At 73.1% G+C, this 19,939-nt stretch carries 16 protein-coding genes and 1 pseudogene; 16 read left to right on the top strand and 1 reads right to left on the bottom strand.

Annotated features, from left to right (window positions below; all coding sequences use genetic code 11):
- The first annotated feature begins 416 nt into the window (after positions 1-416).
- Positions 417-1,916 (top strand): peptide MFS transporter, encoded by a 1,500-nt coding sequence (locus ACWDR0_RS20915; protein ID WP_456353213.1) that lies wholly within the window; start codon positions 417-419, stop codon positions 1,914-1,916.
- Positions 1,917-1,999: 83 nt separating this feature from the next.
- Here ACWDR0_RS20915 and ACWDR0_RS20910 read toward each other — a convergent pair whose 3' ends face one another.
- Complete coding sequence (locus ACWDR0_RS20910) at positions 2,000-3,793, bottom strand: AMP-dependent synthetase/ligase (protein WP_456353212.1); 1,794 nt, start codon at positions 3,791-3,793, stop codon at positions 2,000-2,002.
- A gap of 659 nt (positions 3,794-4,452) precedes the next feature.
- Here ACWDR0_RS20910 and ACWDR0_RS20905 point away from each other — a divergent pair.
- The 15 genes and pseudogenes from ACWDR0_RS20905 to ACWDR0_RS20835 form a co-directional block, all read left to right on the top strand.
- A complete protein-coding gene (locus tag ACWDR0_RS20905; protein ID WP_456353211.1) occupies positions 4,453-5,865 on the top strand; it encodes a transcriptional regulator in 1,413 nt (470 codons plus the stop codon).
- A 338-nt stretch (positions 5,866-6,203) separates the two neighbouring features.
- Complete coding sequence (gene fabG / locus ACWDR0_RS20900; RefSeq protein WP_456353210.1) at positions 6,204-6,911, top strand: 3-oxoacyl-ACP reductase FabG; 708 nt, start codon at positions 6,204-6,206, stop codon at positions 6,909-6,911.
- 288 nt (positions 6,912-7,199) lie between these two features.
- Positions 7,200-8,351, top strand: a complete 1,152-nt coding sequence (locus tag ACWDR0_RS20895) for a beta-ketoacyl-[acyl-carrier-protein] synthase family protein (RefSeq protein ID WP_456353209.1) — start codon at positions 7,200-7,202, stop codon at positions 8,349-8,351.
- Complete coding sequence (locus tag ACWDR0_RS20890) at positions 8,348-9,115, top strand: beta-ketoacyl synthase chain length factor (protein ID WP_456353208.1); 768 nt, start codon at positions 8,348-8,350, stop codon at positions 9,113-9,115. Before ACWDR0_RS20895 ends, ACWDR0_RS20890 begins: the two co-directional genes overlap by 4 nt.
- Positions 9,112-9,657: a hypothetical protein gene (locus tag ACWDR0_RS20885; protein ID WP_456353207.1), complete on the top strand. Its 546-nt coding sequence runs from the start codon at positions 9,112-9,114 to the stop codon at positions 9,655-9,657. Before ACWDR0_RS20890 ends, ACWDR0_RS20885 begins: the two co-directional genes overlap by 4 nt.
- Positions 9,658-9,842: 185 nt before the next feature.
- Positions 9,843-10,436 (top strand): annotated as a pseudogene (locus ACWDR0_RS20880) (non-oxidative hydroxyarylic acid decarboxylases subunit B); the annotation flags it as partial.
- Positions 10,437-10,627: 191 nt separating this feature from the next.
- Positions 10,628-12,100: a UbiD family decarboxylase gene (locus tag ACWDR0_RS20875; RefSeq protein ID WP_456353206.1), complete on the top strand. Its 1,473-nt coding sequence runs from the start codon at positions 10,628-10,630 to the stop codon at positions 12,098-12,100.
- A 79-nt stretch (positions 12,101-12,179) separates the two neighbouring features.
- Positions 12,180-12,647: an FAS1-like dehydratase domain-containing protein gene (locus ACWDR0_RS20870; RefSeq protein WP_456353205.1), complete on the top strand. Its 468-nt coding sequence runs from the start codon at positions 12,180-12,182 to the stop codon at positions 12,645-12,647.
- A 113-nt stretch (positions 12,648-12,760) separates the two neighbouring features.
- Positions 12,761-13,210 (top strand): MaoC family dehydratase, encoded by a 450-nt coding sequence (locus ACWDR0_RS20865; protein WP_456353249.1) that lies wholly within the window; start codon positions 12,761-12,763, stop codon positions 13,208-13,210.
- A gap of 113 nt (positions 13,211-13,323) precedes the next feature.
- Complete coding sequence (locus ACWDR0_RS20860; protein ID WP_456353204.1) at positions 13,324-14,256, top strand: 3-oxoacyl-ACP synthase; 933 nt, start codon at positions 13,324-13,326, stop codon at positions 14,254-14,256.
- A 20-nt stretch (positions 14,257-14,276) separates the two neighbouring features.
- Positions 14,277-15,446 (top strand): C45 family autoproteolytic acyltransferase/hydolase, encoded by a 1,170-nt coding sequence (locus ACWDR0_RS20855; protein ID WP_456353203.1) that lies wholly within the window; start codon positions 14,277-14,279, stop codon positions 15,444-15,446.
- Complete coding sequence (locus ACWDR0_RS20850) at positions 15,443-16,186, top strand: 4'-phosphopantetheinyl transferase family protein (protein WP_456353202.1); 744 nt, start codon at positions 15,443-15,445, stop codon at positions 16,184-16,186. Before ACWDR0_RS20855 ends, ACWDR0_RS20850 begins: the two co-directional genes overlap by 4 nt.
- The gene (locus ACWDR0_RS20845; protein WP_456353201.1) at positions 16,186-17,847 is read left to right on the top strand and encodes a lyase family protein; all 1,662 of its coding nucleotides are present in this window, start codon (positions 16,186-16,188) and stop codon (positions 17,845-17,847) included. Before ACWDR0_RS20850 ends, ACWDR0_RS20845 begins: the two co-directional genes overlap by 1 nt.
- The gene (locus ACWDR0_RS20840) at positions 17,834-19,504 is read left to right on the top strand and encodes a class I adenylate-forming enzyme family protein (RefSeq protein WP_456353200.1); all 1,671 of its coding nucleotides are present in this window, start codon (positions 17,834-17,836) and stop codon (positions 19,502-19,504) included. The genes ACWDR0_RS20845 and ACWDR0_RS20840 overlap by 14 nt, the downstream gene beginning before the upstream one ends.
- 89 nt (positions 19,505-19,593) lie before the next feature.
- The coding region (locus ACWDR0_RS20835) for an FAD-dependent oxidoreductase (RefSeq protein ID WP_456353199.1) at positions 19,594-19,939 on the top strand (346 nt) is incomplete at its 3' end.

Below are 19,939 nucleotides of genomic sequence, written 5' to 3'. Positions count from 1 at the left end.
TCATAGGTGCGAAGCGGGAATCAACCTTCGATTCTGCGATCACGTTCCGATTCCTCCTGTGATCCATCTCTCAAATCCTTCCTTATTACGAGGTGTCGTGTCGTATGGTGTCGAGTACGCCTGTAGCACTATGCGGAGACCTTTGGCCTGCCGAGCAGCAGTCCAGAGGTCTTCTCCGTGTGTGAGGACCGGTGACACCGGTCCGAAGACAGTGAATGACCTGTGGACCGGGCCCCGAGCGCAAGGACGCGACCGGGGTGTGGATCCCGGTGCGGACACGTCCCCCACTCCGGCCCCCACGCCGGAGCGAGCCCCCCAGGCGTAGGGGTGGGGCGTTCTCCCACCGGTGCCGGTCACCCCCCACCGGGCGCATTCCCCGCGAACCCCGCGGCGCGTCCCGAACGCAAGGAACGACCATGGCGTCAAGCCTGACGAAGGCTCCGGGCGGCTCTGCCGAGACCGAGAAGACCTTCCTCGGCCACCCTCGTGGCCTGGCCAATCTCTTCATGACCGAGATGTGGGAGCGCTACAGCTTCTACGGCATGCGGGCGCTGCTCGTGCTCTACCTGGCCACCGAGGTGGCCGACGGCGGGCTCGGCATGAAGGACGCGACCGCGGTCGCGATCTACTCCGTGTACAACGCCATGGTGTACCTGCTCGCCCTGCCGGGCGGCTGGCTGGGCGACCGGGTCTGGGGCGCCCGCAAGGCGGTGGCGATCGCCGGTGTCGTGATCATGGCCGGTCACTTCCTGCTGGCCGTGCCCGCGCAGTTCTCGTTCTTCCTCGGTCTCGCGTTCATCGCGGCCGGCTCCGGTGTGCTCAAGGCCAATATCTCGACGATGGTCGGCCATCTGTACCCGGACAAGAACGACTCGCGCCGTGACAGTGGCTTCACGATCTTCTACATGGGCATCAACCTGGGTGCCTTCGTCGCCCCGCTGACCATCGGCGCGGTGGGCCAGAAGGTGAACTGGCACCTCGGCTTCGCGCTGGCCGGTGTCGGTATGGCGATCGGTCTGCTCTTCTTCTTCCTGGGCTACCGCCACCTCAACGAGGAGTCCACCCGGGTCCCGAACCCGCTGCCCGCCGCCGACCGCTCGGCGCTGGTCCGGAAGGCCCTGATCTGGCTGGGCGTGGCCGCCGCCGCGTACGCCGTGGTGGGCCTGTCGGGCAACTTCCACATCGACTGGGTGCTGTGGCCGCTGACCGTCCTCGGTCTGGTGCTGCCGGCCTGGTACCTGTTCCGGATCCGCCGGGACAAGGACCTGACCGAGGTCGAGCAGGGCCGGATGACCGGCTACATCTGGTTCTTCGTGGCCGCCGCGGTCTTCTGGGCGATCTACGACCAGGGCGGTTCGGTCCTCACCCTGTTCGCCAAGAACGACACGGAGACCTCGCTCCTCGGCTTCAACTTCCCCGAGAGCTGGTTCCAGTCGCTGAACCCGCTGTTCGTGATGGCGATGGCCCCGCTCTTCGCCATGCTGTGGGTGTGGCTGAGCCGCCGGGGCAAGGAGCCCAGCACCGCGTCGAAGTTCGCCACGGCGCTGCTGCTCATCGGTGGTTCGTTCTTCGTGATGATGCTGGCCCAGGGCGTGGCCTCGGGCGAGACCAAGGTCTCCCCGATGTGGCTGGTCTCGGTGTACTTCATGCAGACCGTCGGTGAGCTGTGCCTCTCCCCGGTCGGCCTGTCGCTGACCACGAAGCTGGCGCCGGAGAAGTACTCCTCGCAGATGATGGGTGTCTGGTTCCTCGCGGTCACCGCGGGCAGCTCGGTCATCGCGCTGCTCCAGCTGATCGGCGCGCCGACGGGTACCGAGGCATGGTTCGCCAGCCAGGGCGCCCTGGCCCTGCTGGCCGGTGCGGGTGTGTTCATGTACCGCCGGAAGGTCAAGGCGCTCATGGGCGGCGTGCACTGACGCCCGTGGTGTGACCGTACGTACGACGGCGCCCCGGCGGATCCTGAGATCCGCCGGGGCGCCTCGTTGCGTGCCGGGACCGGTCAGTCGCCGTAGATGGCGTCGATCTCCTTGGCGTAGTCCCGCATCACGACCGCCCGCTTCAGCTTCAGCGACGGGGTGAGATGGCCCGACGCCTCGGTGAACTGCGATTCGAGGACCCGGAACTTGCGGACGGACTCGGCCTTGGAGACCGCGGCGTTCCCGTCGTCGATGGCCTGCTGGACCTCGGCGAGCAGTTGCGGGTCGTCGCGGAGCTGGGCCGCGGTGACCCCTTCCGGCTTGCCGTTCTGGGCGGCCCAGCGGGGCAGGAACTCCTCGTCGATGGTGATCAGCACGCCGACGAACGGCTTGCCCTCGCCGACCACCATGCACTCGGCGACCAGCGCATGGGCCCGGATCCGGTCCTCGATCACGGCGGGGGCCACGTTCTTGCCGCCCGCGGTGACGATGATCTCCTTCTTCCGGCCGGTGATCCGGAGATAGCCGTCGGAGTCGAGGGTGCCGATGTCGCCGGTGCGGAACCAGCCGTCGGACATGACCGCGGCGGTGGCCTCGGGGTTGTTCCAGTAGCCGGTGAAGATGTGCTCGCCCTGGAGGAGGATCTCGCCGTCCTCCTCGATCTTCACGCCGGTGCCGCAGATGGGCAGGCCGACCGTGCCGATCTTCTGCCGGTCCAGCGGGTTCAGGGTGGTGGCCGCGCAGGACTCGGCGAGGCCGTAGCCCTCCAGGACCAGGATGCCGAGGCCGCGGTAGAAGTGGCCGAGCCGCTCGCCGAGGGCGGCGCCGCCGGAGATGGCGTAGCGGGCGCGGCCGCCGAGGGCGGCGCGGAGCTTTCCGTAGACCAGCTTGTTGAAGAGCGCGTAGCGCAGCCTCAGCCCGAGGCCCGGGCCGGCCGGGTCGTCCTGGGCGCGGCTGTAGGCGATGGCGGTGTCGACGGCCTTGTCGAAGATCTTGCCCTTGCCGCTCGCCCTGGCCTGGGCCCGGGCCGAGTTGTAGACCTTCTCGAAGACCCTCGGTACGCCGAGGAGATAGCTGGGCCGGAAGGCGGCCAGCTCGGTGGGGACGTCCTTGAGGTCGCTGACATGCCCCAGTTTGACCGGGCCCATCAGGGCGCCGACCTCGACGACCCGGCCCAGGACATGGGCGAGCGGGAGGAAGAGGAGTACCGAGGCGTCGGCGGAGAACATCTCCTTGTTGCGGTTGATGATGTTGCCGCACTCGGCGAGGAAGTTGCGGTGGGTCAGCTCGCAGCCCTTGGGGCGGCCGGTGGTGCCCGAGGTGTAGACGATGGTGGCGAGGGAGTCCGCGTTCGCCGAGGCGGCCCGCTCGTCGACCAGCTCGTCGGTGACGCCGGAGCCGGCCGCGACCAGCTCGTCGACCGCGCCGGCCTCGATCTGCCAGACGTTCTTCAGCAGCGGGAGCCGTTCCCGTACGCCCTCGACGACGGCCTGGTGGGTGGCGGTCTCCACAATGGCGGCGACGGCGCCGGAGTCCCCGGTCACCCACTCCACCTGTTCGGCCGACGAGGTCTCGTAGACGGGGACCGAGACGGCTCCGGCGAACCAGATCGCGAAGTCGAACAGGGTCCACTCGTAGCGGGTACGGGACATCAGGGCGACCCGGTCGCCGGGCTGCACCCCGGCCGCGATCAGCCCCTTGGCCACCGAGCGGGCCTCGGCCAGGAACACGGTGGACGTCACGTCGCGCCAGTGGCCCTGCTCCTTGCGGGCGAGCACGGCACGGTCCGGGTACTCGGTGGCGTTCCGAATGGCGATGGCCGTCAGATTGCCGTCCGACGGCACGTCGTACAGGGCCGGAACGGTGAACTGGCGCACGGTTCTTCCTCCTTCTCGGCGACGCTGCGATGTCGGCTGAGACGCATCGGAAGAACCGGGTCCGGCGGGCTCGGACGCTACCAGCCGCTTGCGGACGCTACCAGTGGGTAAGGGAGGCGGTACAGATGCCGGACCGCTGGACTTTTCCCAAGGACCCAATATGTTTCGTGTGTCATGAAGGGGATGGCTGTGCCCGCTCTGCCGCATGGCGCTCCCCCACCGTACGCCCCTGACGGACCGTTGCCGTCCGGGGGCGCGGCGGGGCGTGGGGGGCCGTGTGCGCCGGGGCGGCGCGCGGGCGGGCGCGTCCCCTTCACGGGCGGGCCGTGCCGCGGTCCGCCGTTCCCCCGCAGGTGGTCCGGTGCTCCACGGGTCCAGGTGTCAGACCCGCTGAAGTACCCAGGGTTTCCGCTGCCGTCGCACGGTCGCACCCGGCGGACAAGGGAGGAGTGGCGAGGCAGTCCCGGCGCGGGGGCCGCCGGCTCCCGTCCGTCCGGCCGCGGTCGCCGCGTACGGCGTCTTCCCCCCGCGGGCTCGTCGTCCACCGCTCCGGAGCACGGCCTCCGCCCCCCGACCCGAGGGTGCCGGAGGGCTCTGTCTCGGCCCGACCAACCACCCGGTCCAGCACAGGAAGCATTCGACCGAGAGGCACCACGTTCATGCGCAGCGATACCTGGAACGCCCCTACCCCGTCACCCGTCACGCCCGGCTCCGCCGTCCGCAACCGCCATCCCCTGGCCGTGCTGCGGACCAGGGCCGGTTACACCCACGGCGAGTACGCACAGCTCATCGCCACCACCCATGCCGAGCTGGGGTTCGGCCAGATGGCCGCGCGCCGTGAGAAGGTCTCCCGCTGGGAGGCCGGGCGCGCGGTGCCGGAACGCACCGCCCAGCTGGCGATAGCGCATATCCACGCCGTCCCCCAGGAGGAGGTCCTCAGACTCGACTGGCCCGACTGGCTGCACCTGGCCAACGGAGACACCCGGCAGCTGGAGTTACCGTGGACCCGCGCCGCGGTCCCGGAGGCCATACTCGACGCGGTCGCCGGCCGCAAACAGCTCCAGCAGGACTATCTGCTGGCCACCGGCTGGGCGGCCCGCTCGCTGGTGAAGAACTGGCTGGACGCGGTCTCCGAAGAGGTGTCCCTGGCCCCGACGGTCCCGCTGCGCGGGGTCGTGGGACGGGTACCGCCCGCCGAGGCGGAGAGCGCGGAACCCGGCTCCCTGCTGGAGGCCTGTACCCGGCTGCGTACGCTGCACCAGTTCGCGGCCCGGTTCTCGGCGAGCTGGCTGGCGCCCGCGACCGAACTGGAGCTGCGGCATCTCGCCGACCACTTCCTCGCCGCGCCGGAGGCGCTGCACACCGGCCGGGAGGTCCTGGTCCTGGCGGCCGAGGGCCTGTCGGTCTGCGGTTTCATCGCCCGGGTGCAGGGCGAGCACGTCAATGCCCAGCGGTACTACGTCGCGGCGCTGCGGTGCGCCACCGCCGCCGCCGACCCCGAGGTGGCGGCGGCCGTGCTCACCATGCACGTCGGCCAGTACCTCGACCTGGAGATGCACGAGGAGGCCGCCGAACTGCTCTCGGCGGTACGGGAACTGCTCGGCCGTCATACGAACGGGACCACCGACCCCGCCCTTCAGGCGCTGCTGTACGCCCAGACCGCCCGGATCCACGCCCAGCGCGGGGACGAGATGGGCCGGGTCCGGGCGCTGGCGGCGGGGCGGCGGGCGCTGAGTGCCACCACACCGTCCGGGCTGCCGATCCTGCCGGTGCGCTCCGAGTCCTGGCTGAGCTGTATCGACGCGGTGTCGCTGCTGGACATGCGGCAGCCGGAGCGGGCCCTGCGACATTTCGATCCGCTCTTCACCCGCCAGGGACCGGGGCTGAACCTGCCGCCGGTGGTCCGGGCGATGTATCTGCTGCGCGCCGCCGAGGCCCAGCTGGCCCTCGGCGACATCACGGGCGGCGCGGAGTCGGAGGCGAAGGCATCCGCGCTGCTGGGCGGGGTGCAGGCCGCCGCGGCCGAGCGGATCCGCGGGGCACTGCGGGCCGCCCGCAACGAACGGCGCTGACCGCACGACCGCACGCATCGGGCCCGGCCCTCGGCCGCCCGGCACAGGGGACGGTGCCGGGCGGCCTTCCGCTGTCCTGGAACGCCCGGCCGCCGGTGGCGGAAAAGAGTGTGCTTCCGGTGTGCTCCGTACAGCACTCGAAAGGCGAGGCACAGCCGAGGCACACCGTGCCATATGGCGAATCCGGAAACGCTGCGCCAAAACTTTATGTGCCCGTCCGGCGAACTCCGGTTCCGTCATTGGTGGACTAAACCATTGTCGCCTTCCGGTGGAACCCGGACCTGAATGGGCGGTACACCGATGTTTTCCATGACCACCGACCGGGCTGGAGTTTGCTGATGAGCCGTTCTGTCCTTGTCACCGGCGGAAACCGGGGAATCGGCCTGGCCGTGGCGCGCAGGTTCGCCGCCGCGGGCGACCGGGTGGCGGTGGCCTGCCGGTCCGGCCGGTCGCCCGGGGACGGGCTGCTCGGGGTGGGCTGCGATGTGCTGGACCCGGCCTCCGTCGAGGAGGCGTTCGGCAAGGCGGAGGCGGCGCACGGACCGGTCGAGGTCCTGGTGGCCAATGCCGGGATCACCCGGGACGGGCTGCTGATCCGGATGAGCGACGAGGACTTCGGTTCGGTGCTCGACACCAATCTGACCGGGACGTTCCGGGTGGTCAGACGGGCCGCCCGGGAGATGGTGCGGGCCAGGTCGGGCCGGGTGGTGATCATCTCGTCCACGGCCGGGCTCAGCGGAGTGGCCGGCCAGGTGAACTACGCCGCGTCCAAGGCCGGGCTGATCGGACTGGCCCGGTCACTCGCCCGGGAGCTGGCGCCGCGCGGGGTGACCGCCAATGTGGTCGCGCCCGGGCTCACCGACACCGCGATGAGCGAGGCTCTCAGCGCGGCCCAGCGCGAGCGGATCGTCGCCCAGATCCCGCTGGGCCGGATGGCCCGGGCCGACGAGGTCGCCGCCGCCGTGGAGTTTCTGGCCTCGCCCGGCGCCGCGTACATCACCGGGGCGATCGTCCCGGTGGACGGCGGCATGGGAATGGGGCACTGACGTGCCGCGGCCGGATATCTCCGGCGCGAATCCGGCCGCAGCCGGAAACCGGACCACCGCCGCGGCCGTTGCCGGAGCCGGTCGCGACACCGGAACCGGCTCAGGAAGCGACTCAGGAAGCGGAACCCGAATCGGAAGTCGAATCGGAACCGAAACGGGTACCCCGGCCGGGACTCCGGCAAGAACGCGCGGAAAACGGAATTCAGAGATCCGGCCGATGGGCGGAGTACGGGCCGCCGGCTCCGGCCGGGAAACCCCCCGTTCCGTACCGACACTGGGAGGCGACGGATGACCAGCACCACCGGAACGGCGGACGGCACCCCGAGGCCCGTCGTCCTCACCGGGATGGCGGTGACCACGGGATACGGGCACGGCGTCGACGCGCTCCGCGACGGCCTGCGCTCCGGCGTCCCGGCGTTCACCCCCGTGACCCGCTTCGACACCGGCCGCTACCGGGTCGGCATCGCCGCCCAGGGCCCCGCGGACCTCGACCTCGACACCGAACTGAAAACCCTCGCCGAGGAGGCCTGCAAACAGGCCGGGCTCTCCCCCGCCGAACGCGCGGCGACCCTGCTGCTCGCGGCCCGCCACGCCGACCCCGCCGTCTCCCGGCTGCCGCGCGGCGAGCAGCGGGAGCGGCCCATCGGGGACACCGCGCGGTGGCTGGCCCGGGAGTGCGGCTTCGAGGCGCCCGGCCGGACGTACATCAACGCCTGTGTGGCGGCGGGTGCCGCGGTGGCCGAGGCCGGGATGCTGATCGCGACGGGCCGCCGGGACCGGGTGGTGGTCGCGGCCGGGCATCTGGTCGACGCCGAGTCCTTCACCACCTTCGACGCGGGCCGGGCGCTCGCCGCCGACGGACGGCTGCGGCCCTTCAGCGCCGGTCGCAAGGGCCTGCTGCTGGGTGACGGTGCCGGGGTGGTGGTGCTGGAGGCGGCCGGCAGCCGGAGCGGGATGCGCCCGCTGGCCCGGCTCTCCGGCTGGGGCATGGCGGGCGACGCCCACCATGTCTGCCAGCCGCATCCGCAGGGCCTCGGCATGGCCCGCTCCATCGAACTGGCGCTGCGCCGGGCCGGGCTGGGCCCCGGCGACCTGGACTATGTCAACGCGCACGGCACCGGGACCCCGTACAACGACTCGGCCGAGACCGCCGGAATGCACCGGGCCTTCGGCGACCTGGCGGAGCGGATCCCGGTCAGCTCGACGAAATCGCTGACCGGGCACGCCCTCCAGGCCGCCGGAATGGTGGAGTTCGTGATCACCGTCCTGGCGATCGAGAGCGGGCTGCTGCCGGTGAACTCCGGCTATCTGGGACCCGACCCGGACTGCCGGCTGGACCTCGTCCTGGACGAGCCGAGAGAGCGGGAGGTCCGCCATGCCGTCAGTCTCAACTCCGCCTTCGGCGGGGCGAACACGGCGCTGGTGGTGAGCGCGGCATGACGACCACCGACACGACGACCGGGACGGCTGGCACGGCAGGAGCGGCCGGCGCGACCGGGGCGACCGGGGCGGCCGGCGCCGCGGAATCGGCCGGTGGGGCCCGCGCCGCGGAATCGGCCGGTGCGGCCCGCGCCGCGGGAACCACCGGGACCAGCGGAACCACCGGGACCACCGGGACCCCGGCGGCCGGGGCGGTGGCGGCAGCCGCCGCGCACGCCGGGCTGACCGTGCTCGCCCGGGCCGGCTGGGACCCGGCCGCGCACCCCGGCGGCCCGCCCAATCTGCCCGGCTTCACCGCCTCCCCCTTCGGCCCCCTCTTCGCCCGGGTGGCCGACGAGTGCCTGGGCGCGTTCCACGGCACCGCCCCCGCACCCCCCGAAGCGGCCCTCGCCACCGGTCTGGTGATGGTCTCCCGGCTCGGCGACATGGCCACCGAGACCGCGGTCACCGGCTCCGTCGATCGGGGCACCAAAGCATCGCCGCTGCTCTTCTACCAGTCGGTGCCCAGCGCGGTCCTCGGTGTGGTGTCGTCCCGCTGGGGGCTCGGCGGCCCGGTGATCTGCATCAGCCCGGCCGGGGACTCCCTGGCCGAGGGGCTGGAGCTGGCCGGACTGCTGATCGAGGACGGCAGCGCGCGGGACGTCCTGGTGGTGCTGATCGAACTCGGCGTCGACGAGGGCGAACCGGACACGGCCGACGCGCTGCTGGTCCGGGGCGCGGGCCACGGCACCCCCGGGGCGGGGCAGGAGGCGGGGCCGGTATGACGACGGAACGCGCCGTGGACTTCCCGCTCTCCAACGAGATATCCCTGCTGCGCCAGTCGTGGTGGCTGCACGACGCGCGCTGGTACCAGGCGGTGAAGAGCCGGTTCGGCCAGGAGGCCGCGAACGAGCTGAACGCCGAGGTCATGCGGTTCGTGGCGCGCCGGGTCGCGGTGCTCTACAGCCGCCGCAGGCCCACCCCGCCCGGCAGCGGGCCGCGGGAGGTGGCCGCCACCCTCCAGGAGCTGGCCCGGCTGATGTTCACCCGGTCCATGGTCCGGCTGGACGCCACCGAGTTCGACGAGGCCGACGGCGCCTGGGAGACCGTGGTCAGCGAGCACTTCGCCCTGAAGATGCTGTCCGCGAGCCGCTCCCTGGAGGGCTACGACTGCCCCTGTCTCGACCTGCGCGCGGGCTGGTTCGAGGGCATCGGCGTCACGGCCGACGACAAGGTCGTGGCCTGTATGCGGGAGGGCGCCGAGAGCTGCCGCTTCCGCGCCTGTCTGACCCGGGCCGCGCCGGGGGACGAAGTCGCGGGGCCCTGACGGGCCGACGGCTGACGGCTGACGGGCCGGGCAGGACGGGCGGGCGAGGCGGGGGCACGGAGTGCCAGGTGCCGCCGGCCCCGGGGCCGGGCCCCGGCGGCGGATTCACGGACTCGCCGAACCCCGGTGGCCACCGGTGGCCGATAACCGAGCACCGCTTCACCGATCGCGAAAGGAGCCGCACGATGCCGACGGAACAACCCCGGCGCCTGGTCGTGGCACTCACCGGGGCCACCGGTGTGGTCCTCGGCGTACGGCTGCTGGAGGAGCTGCGGCACCACGACGGTGTCGAGACCCATCTGGTGATGAGCCGCTGGGCCCGGGCGACCCTGAAGACGGAGAGCGAGCTGACCGCCCGCGAGGTGGCCGCGCTCGCCGATGTCGTCCACTCCCCCGAGGACCAGGGGGCGGCGATCTCGTCCGGCTCGTTCCGGACGGACGGGATGGTCGTGATGCCGTGCAGCATGAAGACGCTGGCGTCCATCAGGACCGGTTACGCGGACGGTCTGATCACCCGGGCCGCCGATGTCACCCTCAAGGAGCGGCGCAGGCTGGTCCTCGTCCCCCGGGAGACCCCGCTGAGCGAGATCCACCTGGACCATCTGCTGACGCTGTCCCGGATGGGCGTGGTGGTGCTGCCGCCCGTACTGACCTTCTACAACCGCCCGTCGTCGGTGGACGACATGGTCGGCCATCTGGTCACCCGGGTCCTGGACCAGTTCGGGATCGACTCGCCCCGGGCCCGCCGCTGGCAGGGCATGCCCGCCGCCGCGGCCCCGGCCGCCGGAACCACCGCCGGAAGCACGGCAGGAACCACCGCGGGAAGCACGGCGGGAAGCACGGCGGGAACGACCGCCGGAACCACCGCCGGAACCACCGCGGGAACCACCGTCGGTATCCGTCCGACGGTTCAGGAGGGCGGGCCGTTCACCCGCCCCCTCGCCGCCACCAGCCCGGGAGGGGCGCCCCGATGAAGCACCTCGTGGATCTGCGGGCCTATCTCGACGCCCTCGACGCACTCGGCGACCTGCGGACCGTCGACCGGACGGTCAGCGCGGACCTCGAAGCCGCGGCGGTCACCCGGCGCAGTTACGAACTCCGCTCGCCCGCACCGCTGTTCACCTCCGTCGCCGAGGACCGGATCGGGATGCGGCTGTTCGGCGCCCCGGCCGGGGTCGGCTCCCGGCCGGATCTGCCGCTGGCCCGGATCGCGCTCTCGGCGGGACTGCCCGCCGACACGGGCGCGGCGGAGCTGGTGGACCATCTGGTGCGGACCCGCGACGCGCCGCCGGTACCGCCGCGGACCGTGCCGCGGGAGCAGGCACCGTGCAAGGAGAACGTGCTGCTGGGCGCGGACGCCACGCTGGACCGGTTCGCGATCCCCCGGATCCACGAGGAGGACGGCGGCGACTACCTCAACACCTGGGGCGTCGTGATCGCCAGAACCCCCGACGGTTCGTGGACCAACTGGTCCATCACCCGGATCATGAAGCTGGACGGCAAGCGGATGACGGGCCTGGTCGTCCCGCCGCAGCATCTGGGGCTGGTCTGGCAGGCCTGGGCCGAGCTGGGCGAGCCGATGCCGTACGCCCTGGTGCAGGGCGGCGCCCCGGCGATCCCGTTCGTGGGCGGGATCCCGCTCCCCCAAGGGGTCGACGAGGCCGGGTACATCGGCGCGCTGCTCGGCGAACCGCTGGAGCTGGTGCGCTGCGAGACGGTCGATCTGGAGGTGCCCGCCCATGCCGAGGTGGTGATCGAGGGGCATCTCTCGGTGGGCCGGGACAGCCTGGAGGGGCCGTTCGGGGAGTACGCCGGATATGCCTCGGCGCACACTTCGCAGCAGCCGGTCTTCTCGGTCGAGGCGATCACCCACCGCGATCAGCCGATCTGGCCGCTGGTCGCCGAGGGCCGGCCGCCGGACGAGTACCACACCGTGACCGGCACCGGGCGGGCGGCGAAGGTGCTGCACGCGCTGCGGGCCGCGGGCCTGCCGGTGACCACGGTCTGGGTGCCGTTCTCGGCGGCGATGCACTGGGCGGTGGTGACCGTCCCCGAGGACTGGCGGACCGCGCTGCCGGGCGCCGACACCACGGAGTTCGTCCGCCGGATCGGCGAGGTGATGCACAACGGCGGCGGGCCCAGCGCCATGCTGCCCGTCACCTATGTCCTGGACGACGACATCGACCCGTCCGACGACCGCGATCTGCTCTGGGCGCTGTCGACCCGGCTCCATCCGCGCGACCGGCGGCAGTTCTGGGACGGCCGGGTGCTGCCGTTCATGGCCTGCTTCTCGGAGGAGGAGCGGGCGGCGATGAGCGGGCCGAGCGTTCTGGTGGACGGACTGCTGCCGGCCTGGGGCGAGGGACGGCTGCGGCACGCCTCGTTCGCGCAGGCCTATCCCGACGACGTACGGCGGCGGGTCGTCGAGCACTGGGACGACTGACCGCCCGCACCCCGCACTCCCGCTCCGCAGCCACCCGGCCCCCGGCCACCCGCCCGGCGGTCCCGACGGAAGGAACGGCATGCCGCTCGACACCGGATGCGTCGGCAGGACGTATCCGCCCGCCACGCCCTATCCGGTGGAGCCGGAGACCATCCGCCGGTTCGCGCGCGCGGTGGGCGATCCGGCGCCCGTCTACACGGATCCGGAAGCCGCCCGCGCGCTGGGCCACCCGGATCTCCCCGCCCCGCCGACCTTTCCGTTCGCCGTGGTCGCCCGGGCGATGGAGGAGGTCTTCCGGTACGACGACATCGGCTTCGACCCCACCTATCTGATCCACGGCAACCAGCGCTTCGAGTACACCCGCCCGGTCCGGGCGGGCGACCGGCTGGTGACCGTACTGGAGATCACCGGGGCGCAGCGGCTGCGCGGCCGGGATGTGCTGACGCTCCGCGCGGACCTGGCGGACGGCGACGGCGGTCATGTCGTCACCACCCATATGACGTTCGTGGCGCTGAGCGCCGTGGCAAAAGGAGGTGACCGGGCATGACGGCGGAGACGGAGACGGAGGCGGCGGTGCCGGAAGCGGCGGCGGCCCCGGCGGACGGCCGGGCGGAGCGGGCCGGCCCCGGGGCGGTGCCGGTGGCGGGCGTGGCCGTGCCGGTGGCAGGAGCCGCAGTGCCGGTGGCGGGCGCCGCGGACGGAACGGAGCTGCCGCCGCTGACGGTGACGGTGACCCGGGCCGATCTGGTGCGCTACGCCGGGGCCTCGGAGGACTTCAATCCGGTCCACTGGAACCCGCGGGTGGCGCACGAGGCCGGACTGCCCGACGTCATCGCCCACGGCATGCTGACGATGGCCATCGCCGCCCGCGCGGTCACCGACTGGACGGGCGATCCGGGCGCGGTCGTCGAGTACCGCACCCGCTTCAGCCGCCCGGTGCCGGTCCCCGACTCCCCCGGCGGCGCGCTGGTCGAGGTCGGCGGGCGGGTGGTGCGGTGGCTCGGCGACGGGCTGGTCCGGATCGACCTGACGGTCGTCTGCGGCGGTACGAAGGTGCTGAGCGAGGCCCGCGCGGTGGTCAGGCTGAAGGCCGAACCGGCTCCCGGCTAGCGAGAAGACCTTCGGATCGGGCGAGCCCGGCGGGATCCGGAGAAGACGTTCCGGGCCCGTTCCGCGCTTCCTCCTCCCCGTGCACGGCGATCCCGAACGGAGTTCCAGGACGGATGAGCAGTTCCCCGGTTTTCCTTCTCGCGCCCCGCTATGTGCTGGGCGAGACCGAGGAGCCCTATACGGCCGTGACGGACCTCGCGGCACGGGTGGCCCGGTACGGCATCCCCATGGCGCCCCGCACCTGGGGCTGGGGCAGCTTCTTCCGTACCGCCCGGAACACCGCGGAACTCGCGGTCGCCAGCGGGACCGCGACCCTGGCGGCGGCCGGGGCGGATCCGGCGGCGGTCGACGGGCTGATCGTGTGCAGCAGCTCGTTCCCGGAGGGCGTCGACGACCACGCGGGTCTCGTCGGGGCCGTACTCCGCGGTCTGGGTCTCACCCGGACCGGCTTCACCTGCGGGGTGACGCTGAACCGCTGCAACAACCTGCTCGCCGGGCTGCGGGTGGCCGAGGCCCTGGTGCGGTCGGGGAGCCACCGGCTGGTGCTGGTGGTGACCACGGACCGGATCCTCGACGAGTCCGTACGGCTGGAGAAGTTCGCGCTGTTCAGCGATGGCGCGGCGAGCTGTCTGGTGGGGGCCGCGGAGCAGGGGCCGGAACGGGAGCGGCTCACGGTGCTCGCCACCGCGGCCGCGCAGGACCCGGCGGTGCTGGGGCGGCGGGACCAGATCGACGCCCGGCTCGCGGTCGCCGTGAACGAGCGGCTGGAGCGGGCGACGGGCGTCCCGCCGGAGAAGGTCACCGCACTGCTGCCGGCCAATCTGGTCCGGCCGCTGATCACCATGAAGGAGCGGCAGGCCGGGTTCGCCCCCGACCGGATGCGCACCGGGAACATCGAGCGCCTCGGCCACTGCTTCGCCGCCGATCCACTGATCAACCTCGCCGATCTGCTCGCCGCCGGAGAGGCGACGGACGACGGGCTGTATCTGCTGGCGTCCAGCGTGCCGGGGGCCCGGCACGGCGTCCTGCTCCGCAAGTGCCCCTGACGGGAAGGGTATGCCGGACCATGCGACAGAACGGACCGTACGACACCTACCGAACGCGAAGAGTCGGCGGCGCCCCGCCGGACGGGCCGGGCGGCACCGGGGGAACCGGCCGTGACGCCGGGGCCCCGGCCGGGCTGCTGCGGCTGACCGGCGACCCCTTCGAGCTGGGGCGGCAGCACGGCGAGGCGCGGGCCGCCGAGCTGCGGGCCTTCCTCGACGACGGGCTGGCCCGGATCAACCATCTCCTCGACACCCCGGTGACGGCAGCCGGTCTGGCGCCGCTGATCACGGCGTACCGCCGGGAGATCGAGCAGGCGGTGCCGGAGCTGGCCGAGGAGATCCGCGGGCTGGCGGCGGGGGCCGGGATCGGCCACGAGCAGGCGCTGCTGCTGCAACTGCGGCGGGAGATCACCGGTTACCGCGATGTGCGCCGGGCCAACGGCGACTGCACCACCTATGCCCGGGTCGACGCGAACGGCCCGCACACCGTGCTGGCGCAGACCGTCGACCTCAGCGGCAATCTCGACGACCAGAGCCGGATGCTGTCGATCGACCGCACCGGCGGCTCGCGCCGGGTGCTGACGCTCAGTTTCGGCGGGCTCCTCGGCTATCTGGGGATGAACAGCGACGGTCTGGCCGTCGGGATCAACCTGGTGCTGGGCGGGGAGTGGCGGCCCGGTGTACCGCCCTATCTCGCGGTCCGTCATGTCCTGGACAGCGCGGGGTCGGTGGACGAGGCGCTGGGGGTGCTGGAGGGGCTGCGGCTGGCGAGTTCGCGTTCGCTGACGCTCTGCGATCCGCGGGGTGCGGCGTACACGGAGTTCCTCGACGGGCGGATGCACACGGTGCGGGCGATGCGGACCGTGCACACGAACCACTTCCTGCACCGGGAGTTCATCCCGTACGACAAGCTGAACGTCTTCGCCCGCAACTCGTCGCTGCGGCGGCTGGACGCCTGCACCCTGCGGCTGCGCGCGCTGCCGGAGGCGGCGCTGCCCGGGGACCATCTGGCGCTGCTGTCCGCCCCGCCGGTGTTCGTACCGGACAACGGGAACATCCGGCGGGAGCGGACGGTCGCGATGGTGGCGATGCGGCCGGCCTTCGGGGATCTGCATCTGCTGGGCTCCCGGCCGTCGGAGACGCCCCGGGTGTTCACGGCGCGGGCGCTGAGCGGGACGGCCGGCTCATGAGCGCCGGGACCCGGGCGCCCGGGGACACGGCGCAGTGCCGGCTGATCGACCTGCACGCGCCGGGCGCGGCGGGGCAGGACACGGCGGCGCGGGCGGTGCTGTCGGAGCCGGAGCTGCGGCGGGCCGACCGGTTCCGGGATCCGGCCGCGGCGGCGGTGTACGTCCGGGCCAGGGCGGCGGTCCGCCGCACGCTGGCCGGGGTGCTGGGCGGTACGGCGGCCGGGGTGCCGCTGCTGGCGGAGCCGGGGCGGCGGCCGGTGCTGCCGGAGCATCCGGGCTGGTACGTGAGCTGGTCCAGGTCGGCGGGGATGCTGCTGGTCGCGGTGCGGCGCGGCGGGCCGGTGGGCGTGGACGTGGAGCTGGTACGGCCCGTCGGCTCCGGCGCCCGGGTGCTGGGCACGGTCTGTCCGGAGGCGGCGGCGCTCGGCGGGCTGGACGACCCGGAGACGTTCTTCTCCGCCTGGACGCTGCTGGAGGCGGCGGTCAAGGCCACGGGCCGGGGGCTGGCGCGCGGCGGCCGGGACGTGCGGCTGGTCCGGCCCGCGGGTTCGCCGCGGTGCGCCCTCGGCGGGATCCGGGGCACCGGCGGGGCGGTGTGGCGGGGCCGTACGGACGGTCTGGCGGTCTCCCCGGCCGGGCGCGGGCGGCGTTCGGCGGGCCGGCCGGCGCGGGTGATGACGGCGGTGGTGGTCCGGGGCCCGGCGGGCCCGCCGCCCCCGCCGGCCGTGGGGGTGTTGTGATGACCGGCACGGCGGTCGCGGGGTCCGCTCCGGCGGCGGGTCCGGTGGACTCCGGGCTGCTCGGGCCCGGGTGGGCCGGGACGCCCGTGGCGGAGGTGGTGGCGGACGAGGCGTGGCTTGCGGCCATGGTGGAGTTCGAGGCGGCGCTCGCCGACGCGCAGGCCGCCCTGGGGGCGGTGCCCCCGGGGGTGGGGGACGCGGTGCGGGCGGCCGGGGCGGGCGGGGGGCTCGACCCGGTCGGGCTGGCCCGGCGGGGGCGGGAGGCGGCCAACCCCGTGGTGTTCTTCGCCGCCCGGCTGACCGAACTGGTCGCCGCCGCCGACCCGGAGGCCGCCCGGCACGTCCACGCGGGCTCCACCAGCCAGGACGTCCTGGACTCGGCGGCCATGCTGGTCGCCGGGCGGGCGCTGCGGCTGCTCCACGCCGACCTGGGGCGGATCCGTACGGCACTGGCCGCGCTCGCCGTGGCCCACCGGGACACCCCGGCCGCCGCCCGGACCCTCACCCAGCATGCGGTGCCCACCACCGTCGGGCTGCGGGCGGCCTCCTGGCTGACCCTGGCCGCCGACGCCCAGGACCGGGTCGGCGCCCTGCTGGCGCGGGGTCTGCCGGTGTCGATGGGCGGCGCCGCGGGCACCCTGGCCGCCTACCACGACCATCTGCGTGCCGCCGGGGTGCCCGGGGACCATCCGGAGCTGGAGCTGGTGCGGCTGGTCGCCGGGCGGCTGGGGCTGGCCGCTCCCGAGGTGCCGTGGCACGCGGTCCGTACGCCCGTCGCCGAACTCGGCGCGGTGCTCACCCTGGCCGCCGCCGCGCTCGGCAAGTTTGCGGCCGATGTGCTGGTGCTGTCGCGGACGGAGGTCGGCGAGGTCGTGGAGCCCGCGGCCGCCGGGCGCGGCCAGTCGTCCGCGATGCCGCAGAAGCGCAATCCGGTGCTGAGCACCCTGGTGGCCGCGGCCGCCCGGCAGGTGCCGGTGTATGCGCTGGTGCTCCAGCAGTCGGTGGTTGCCGAGGACGAGCGGTCCGCGGGCGCCTGGCATGCGGAGTGGGAACCGCTGCGGCACTGTCTGCGGCTCACCGGCGGCGCGGCGCACACCGCGGCCGAACTCGCCGAGGGGCTGGCCGTCGCGGTGGACCGGGTACGGGCCAACACCGCGCTGACCGGCGGCAGCCTGGTCGCCGAGCGGCTGTCCGTGGCGCTCGCCGCGGACCTCGGCCGGACCCGGGCCAAGGGGGTGGTGACCAGCGCGGTGCGCGGTACGGCGGACGGCACCCCGCTGGTGGCGGCCCTGCGCCGGGCGCTCCGGGAGGCGGGCTGCGCGGACGAGGTCTCCGCGGACCCCGGTGAACTGCTGGACCCCGCCGGGTATCTCGGCGCCGCCGGGCCCCTGGTGGACCGGGCGGCGGGCCGTCCGGTGCCGCGGGTGGCGCCGGTACCGGACGCGGCCCCGGTGCCGGTGTCGAGCCCGGTGCCGGGTCCGAGTTCGGGTCCGGTTTCGGGTCCGAGTTCCGGTCCGGAGCCGGGCCCGGCCGGGCCCGTACCCCGGGGCGGGGCCCGCCGCGCACACGAGGCGCCCGAGGCCGCCACGGCACACGAGTTGCGAGAAGTACCCGACCCATCAGAGGACGAGGATTCGGAGACCGCAGATGATGATCAGTGAAGACCTCCGGCGGAAGGTTCTCGCCGACGCGGCGCTCGGCGCGGGGAACGTGATCCACCGGCTCCCGCTGTACGGCCGCTCCGCCGACGAGGAGGTGCTCTGGCTCGACGGCACCTGGCGGGCCCCGGACGGCGGCAACCCCGAGGTGCTCACCCTCGGCGGGCTGCACGAGGTGGTCGCGGAGTACGCGGGCTACTACACCCGGGCCGGGGTGCGGGCCAAGGACGCGGTCGCCGTCGTCTCCACCTCCATCACGGACTTCGCGCTCAATCTGATGGCGCTGACCAGCATCGGGGCGATCGCTTCGCTGGTGAACGCGAATATGCCGGCCGAGACCCGGCGGGAGTACATCCGCCGCCAGCGGGTGGTCGGGATCATGACCCGCGAGCCCTGGCACGCCGATCTGCTGGCGCATCTGGAGGACCCGGAGCCGCCGCTGTTCGTGGCGCTCCAGACGGAGATCGCGCCCGGGGACGCGGAGCACCGCCCGGCGGACTACCCGTTCCGGCACGCGCCCGGCGACCCGATCCTGATCTCCCACTCCTCGGGCACCACCGGCATCCCCAAGTCGGCCTTCCACACCCACGAGACGCTGTTCCACGGCGCCCTCAGCAGGCTGGCGGACGGACTGGACTGCTCCACCCGCAAGCGGCTGCTGGCGCTCCCCGGCCACCATGTGTCGGCGATGTCGAACACCCTGCTGGGGCTCACCCTCGGCGCTCCGGTGGTGCACTACACCGACCCCAGCGGCAAGGCCGTGCTCGACGGGATCGAGAAGCACCGCCCGACGATCGTCTTCGGCTTCACCCACACCTTCACGGAGATGGCGGGCGAGGATCTGACGGACCGGGACCTGACCAGTGTGGAGGCGTACTACGCGTCCGGCGACGCGGCCCACGCGGTCCATATCCGGCGGCTGCTGGACAAGGGCTACCACACCGTCACCGGCCCGGACCTGAAGCCGAAGAAGGTCCCGGGCGCCATCTTCATCGATATGTTCGGCTCGACCGAGATGGGCTATGTGCTCTTCGACTTCGTGCACCGGGCGGGCGGTCCGGTGATCGGCCGCTGCATCGGCCGCCCGATGCGGTTCGCGCAGGCCGCGGCGCTGGCGGAGGACGGTTCGGTACTGCCGCCCGGCCAGGTGGGCCGGCTCGGAGTGCTCTCCAAGTCGCTCACCCCCGGCTTCTGGAACGACAACGTCCGCTGGCACAAGCAGTGGCTCGGCGGCTACTTCCTCACCGGTGACCTGGTCTACCGGGACGCCGCGAACACCTTCTACCACCTGGACCGGACCACGGACGCGATCCGTACCGAGGAGGGCTTCGTCTACAGCGCCTACACCGAGGAGGTGCTGCTGCGGGAGTACCCGGAGATCCTCGACTGCACGGTGGTCGGACTGGCCGACGAGGGCGTGGAGTTCGGCTGGGAGGACGAGGGGGTGGCCAAGGTGTACGCCCTGGTCAACCTGGTGGAGGGGGCGGAGGCGCCCCAGGATCCGACGGCCTGGATCAACGAGGCGCTGACCCGGTCCGGGCTGCCCCGGATGGCGGGCGCGGCCATCGTCACCGAGGACACGATCCCCGTCGGCATCACCGGCAAGGTCCTCAAGCGGGTGGTGCGGGCCGAGGCCCGGAAGCTCATCGGCGGCTGCTGATCCGTCCCGTACGACCGCGGCGGCGGGGCGGGGCCCCCGTCCCGTCCCGCCCCGCGGCCCGAACGCCGTCCGTCCGGAGGGAGACTGCAATGAGCGTCGACTACGACGTGATCGTGATCGGAGCGGGGAACGCGGGGCTGGCCGCGGCCGCCACGCTCCAGCGCGGCGGACAGCGGACCCTGCTGCTGGAGCGCCACAACGTGCCCGGCGGGGCGGCCACCACCTTCGTCCGGGGCCGCTTCGAGTTCGAGGTGTCGCTGCACCAGCTCGGCGGTATGGGCGGGCCCGCGCCGCTGCGGCAGGTGCTGGACGAGATGGACGTGACCGGGCGGGTCGAGTTCATCCAGGACGACCAGCTGTACCGGACCGTGGTGCCCGGGGTGCTGGATGTGACGCTGCCCGCGGACTGGCGGGGCATCACGGATGTGCTCGACG

It is taken from the genome of Streptomyces sp. NPDC003691, assembly GCF_053981115.1.
The sequence above is the reverse complement of the archived record's forward strand: the minus strand, read 5'-3'. Positions and strand labels throughout refer to the sequence as shown.

What these genes read in the sequence shown, in the direction of transcription:
- ACWDR0_RS20845 (WP_456353201.1), top strand. Translation starts at nt 16,186, where the DNA reads ATGACCGGCACGGCGGTCGCGGGGTCCGCTCCGGCGGCGGGTCCGGTG.
- ACWDR0_RS20840 (WP_456353200.1), top strand. Translation starts at nt 17,834, where the DNA reads ATGATGATCAGTGAAGACCTCCGGCGGAAGGTTCTCGCCGACGCGGCG.
- ACWDR0_RS20890 (WP_456353208.1), top strand. Translation starts at nt 8,348, where the DNA reads ATGACGACCACCGACACGACGACCGGGACGGCTGGCACGGCAGGAGCG.
- ACWDR0_RS20895 (WP_456353209.1), top strand. Translation starts at nt 7,200, where the DNA reads ATGACCAGCACCACCGGAACGGCGGACGGCACCCCGAGGCCCGTCGTC.
- ACWDR0_RS20915 (WP_456353213.1), top strand. Translation starts at nt 417, where the DNA reads ATGGCGTCAAGCCTGACGAAGGCTCCGGGCGGCTCTGCCGAGACCGAG.
- ACWDR0_RS20885 (WP_456353207.1), top strand. Translation starts at nt 9,112, where the DNA reads ATGACGACGGAACGCGCCGTGGACTTCCCGCTCTCCAACGAGATATCC.
- ACWDR0_RS20850 (WP_456353202.1), top strand. Translation starts at nt 15,443, where the DNA reads ATGAGCGCCGGGACCCGGGCGCCCGGGGACACGGCGCAGTGCCGGCTG.
- ACWDR0_RS20870 (WP_456353205.1), top strand. Translation starts at nt 12,180, where the DNA reads ATGCCGCTCGACACCGGATGCGTCGGCAGGACGTATCCGCCCGCCACG.
- ACWDR0_RS20875 (WP_456353206.1), top strand. Translation starts at nt 10,628, where the DNA reads ATGAAGCACCTCGTGGATCTGCGGGCCTATCTCGACGCCCTCGACGCA.
- ACWDR0_RS20905 (WP_456353211.1), top strand. Translation starts at nt 4,453, where the DNA reads ATGCGCAGCGATACCTGGAACGCCCCTACCCCGTCACCCGTCACGCCC.
- ACWDR0_RS20855 (WP_456353203.1), top strand. Translation starts at nt 14,277, where the DNA reads ATGCGACAGAACGGACCGTACGACACCTACCGAACGCGAAGAGTCGGC.
- fabG (WP_456353210.1), top strand. Translation starts at nt 6,204, where the DNA reads ATGAGCCGTTCTGTCCTTGTCACCGGCGGAAACCGGGGAATCGGCCTG.
- ACWDR0_RS20860 (WP_456353204.1), top strand. Translation starts at nt 13,324, where the DNA reads ATGAGCAGTTCCCCGGTTTTCCTTCTCGCGCCCCGCTATGTGCTGGGC.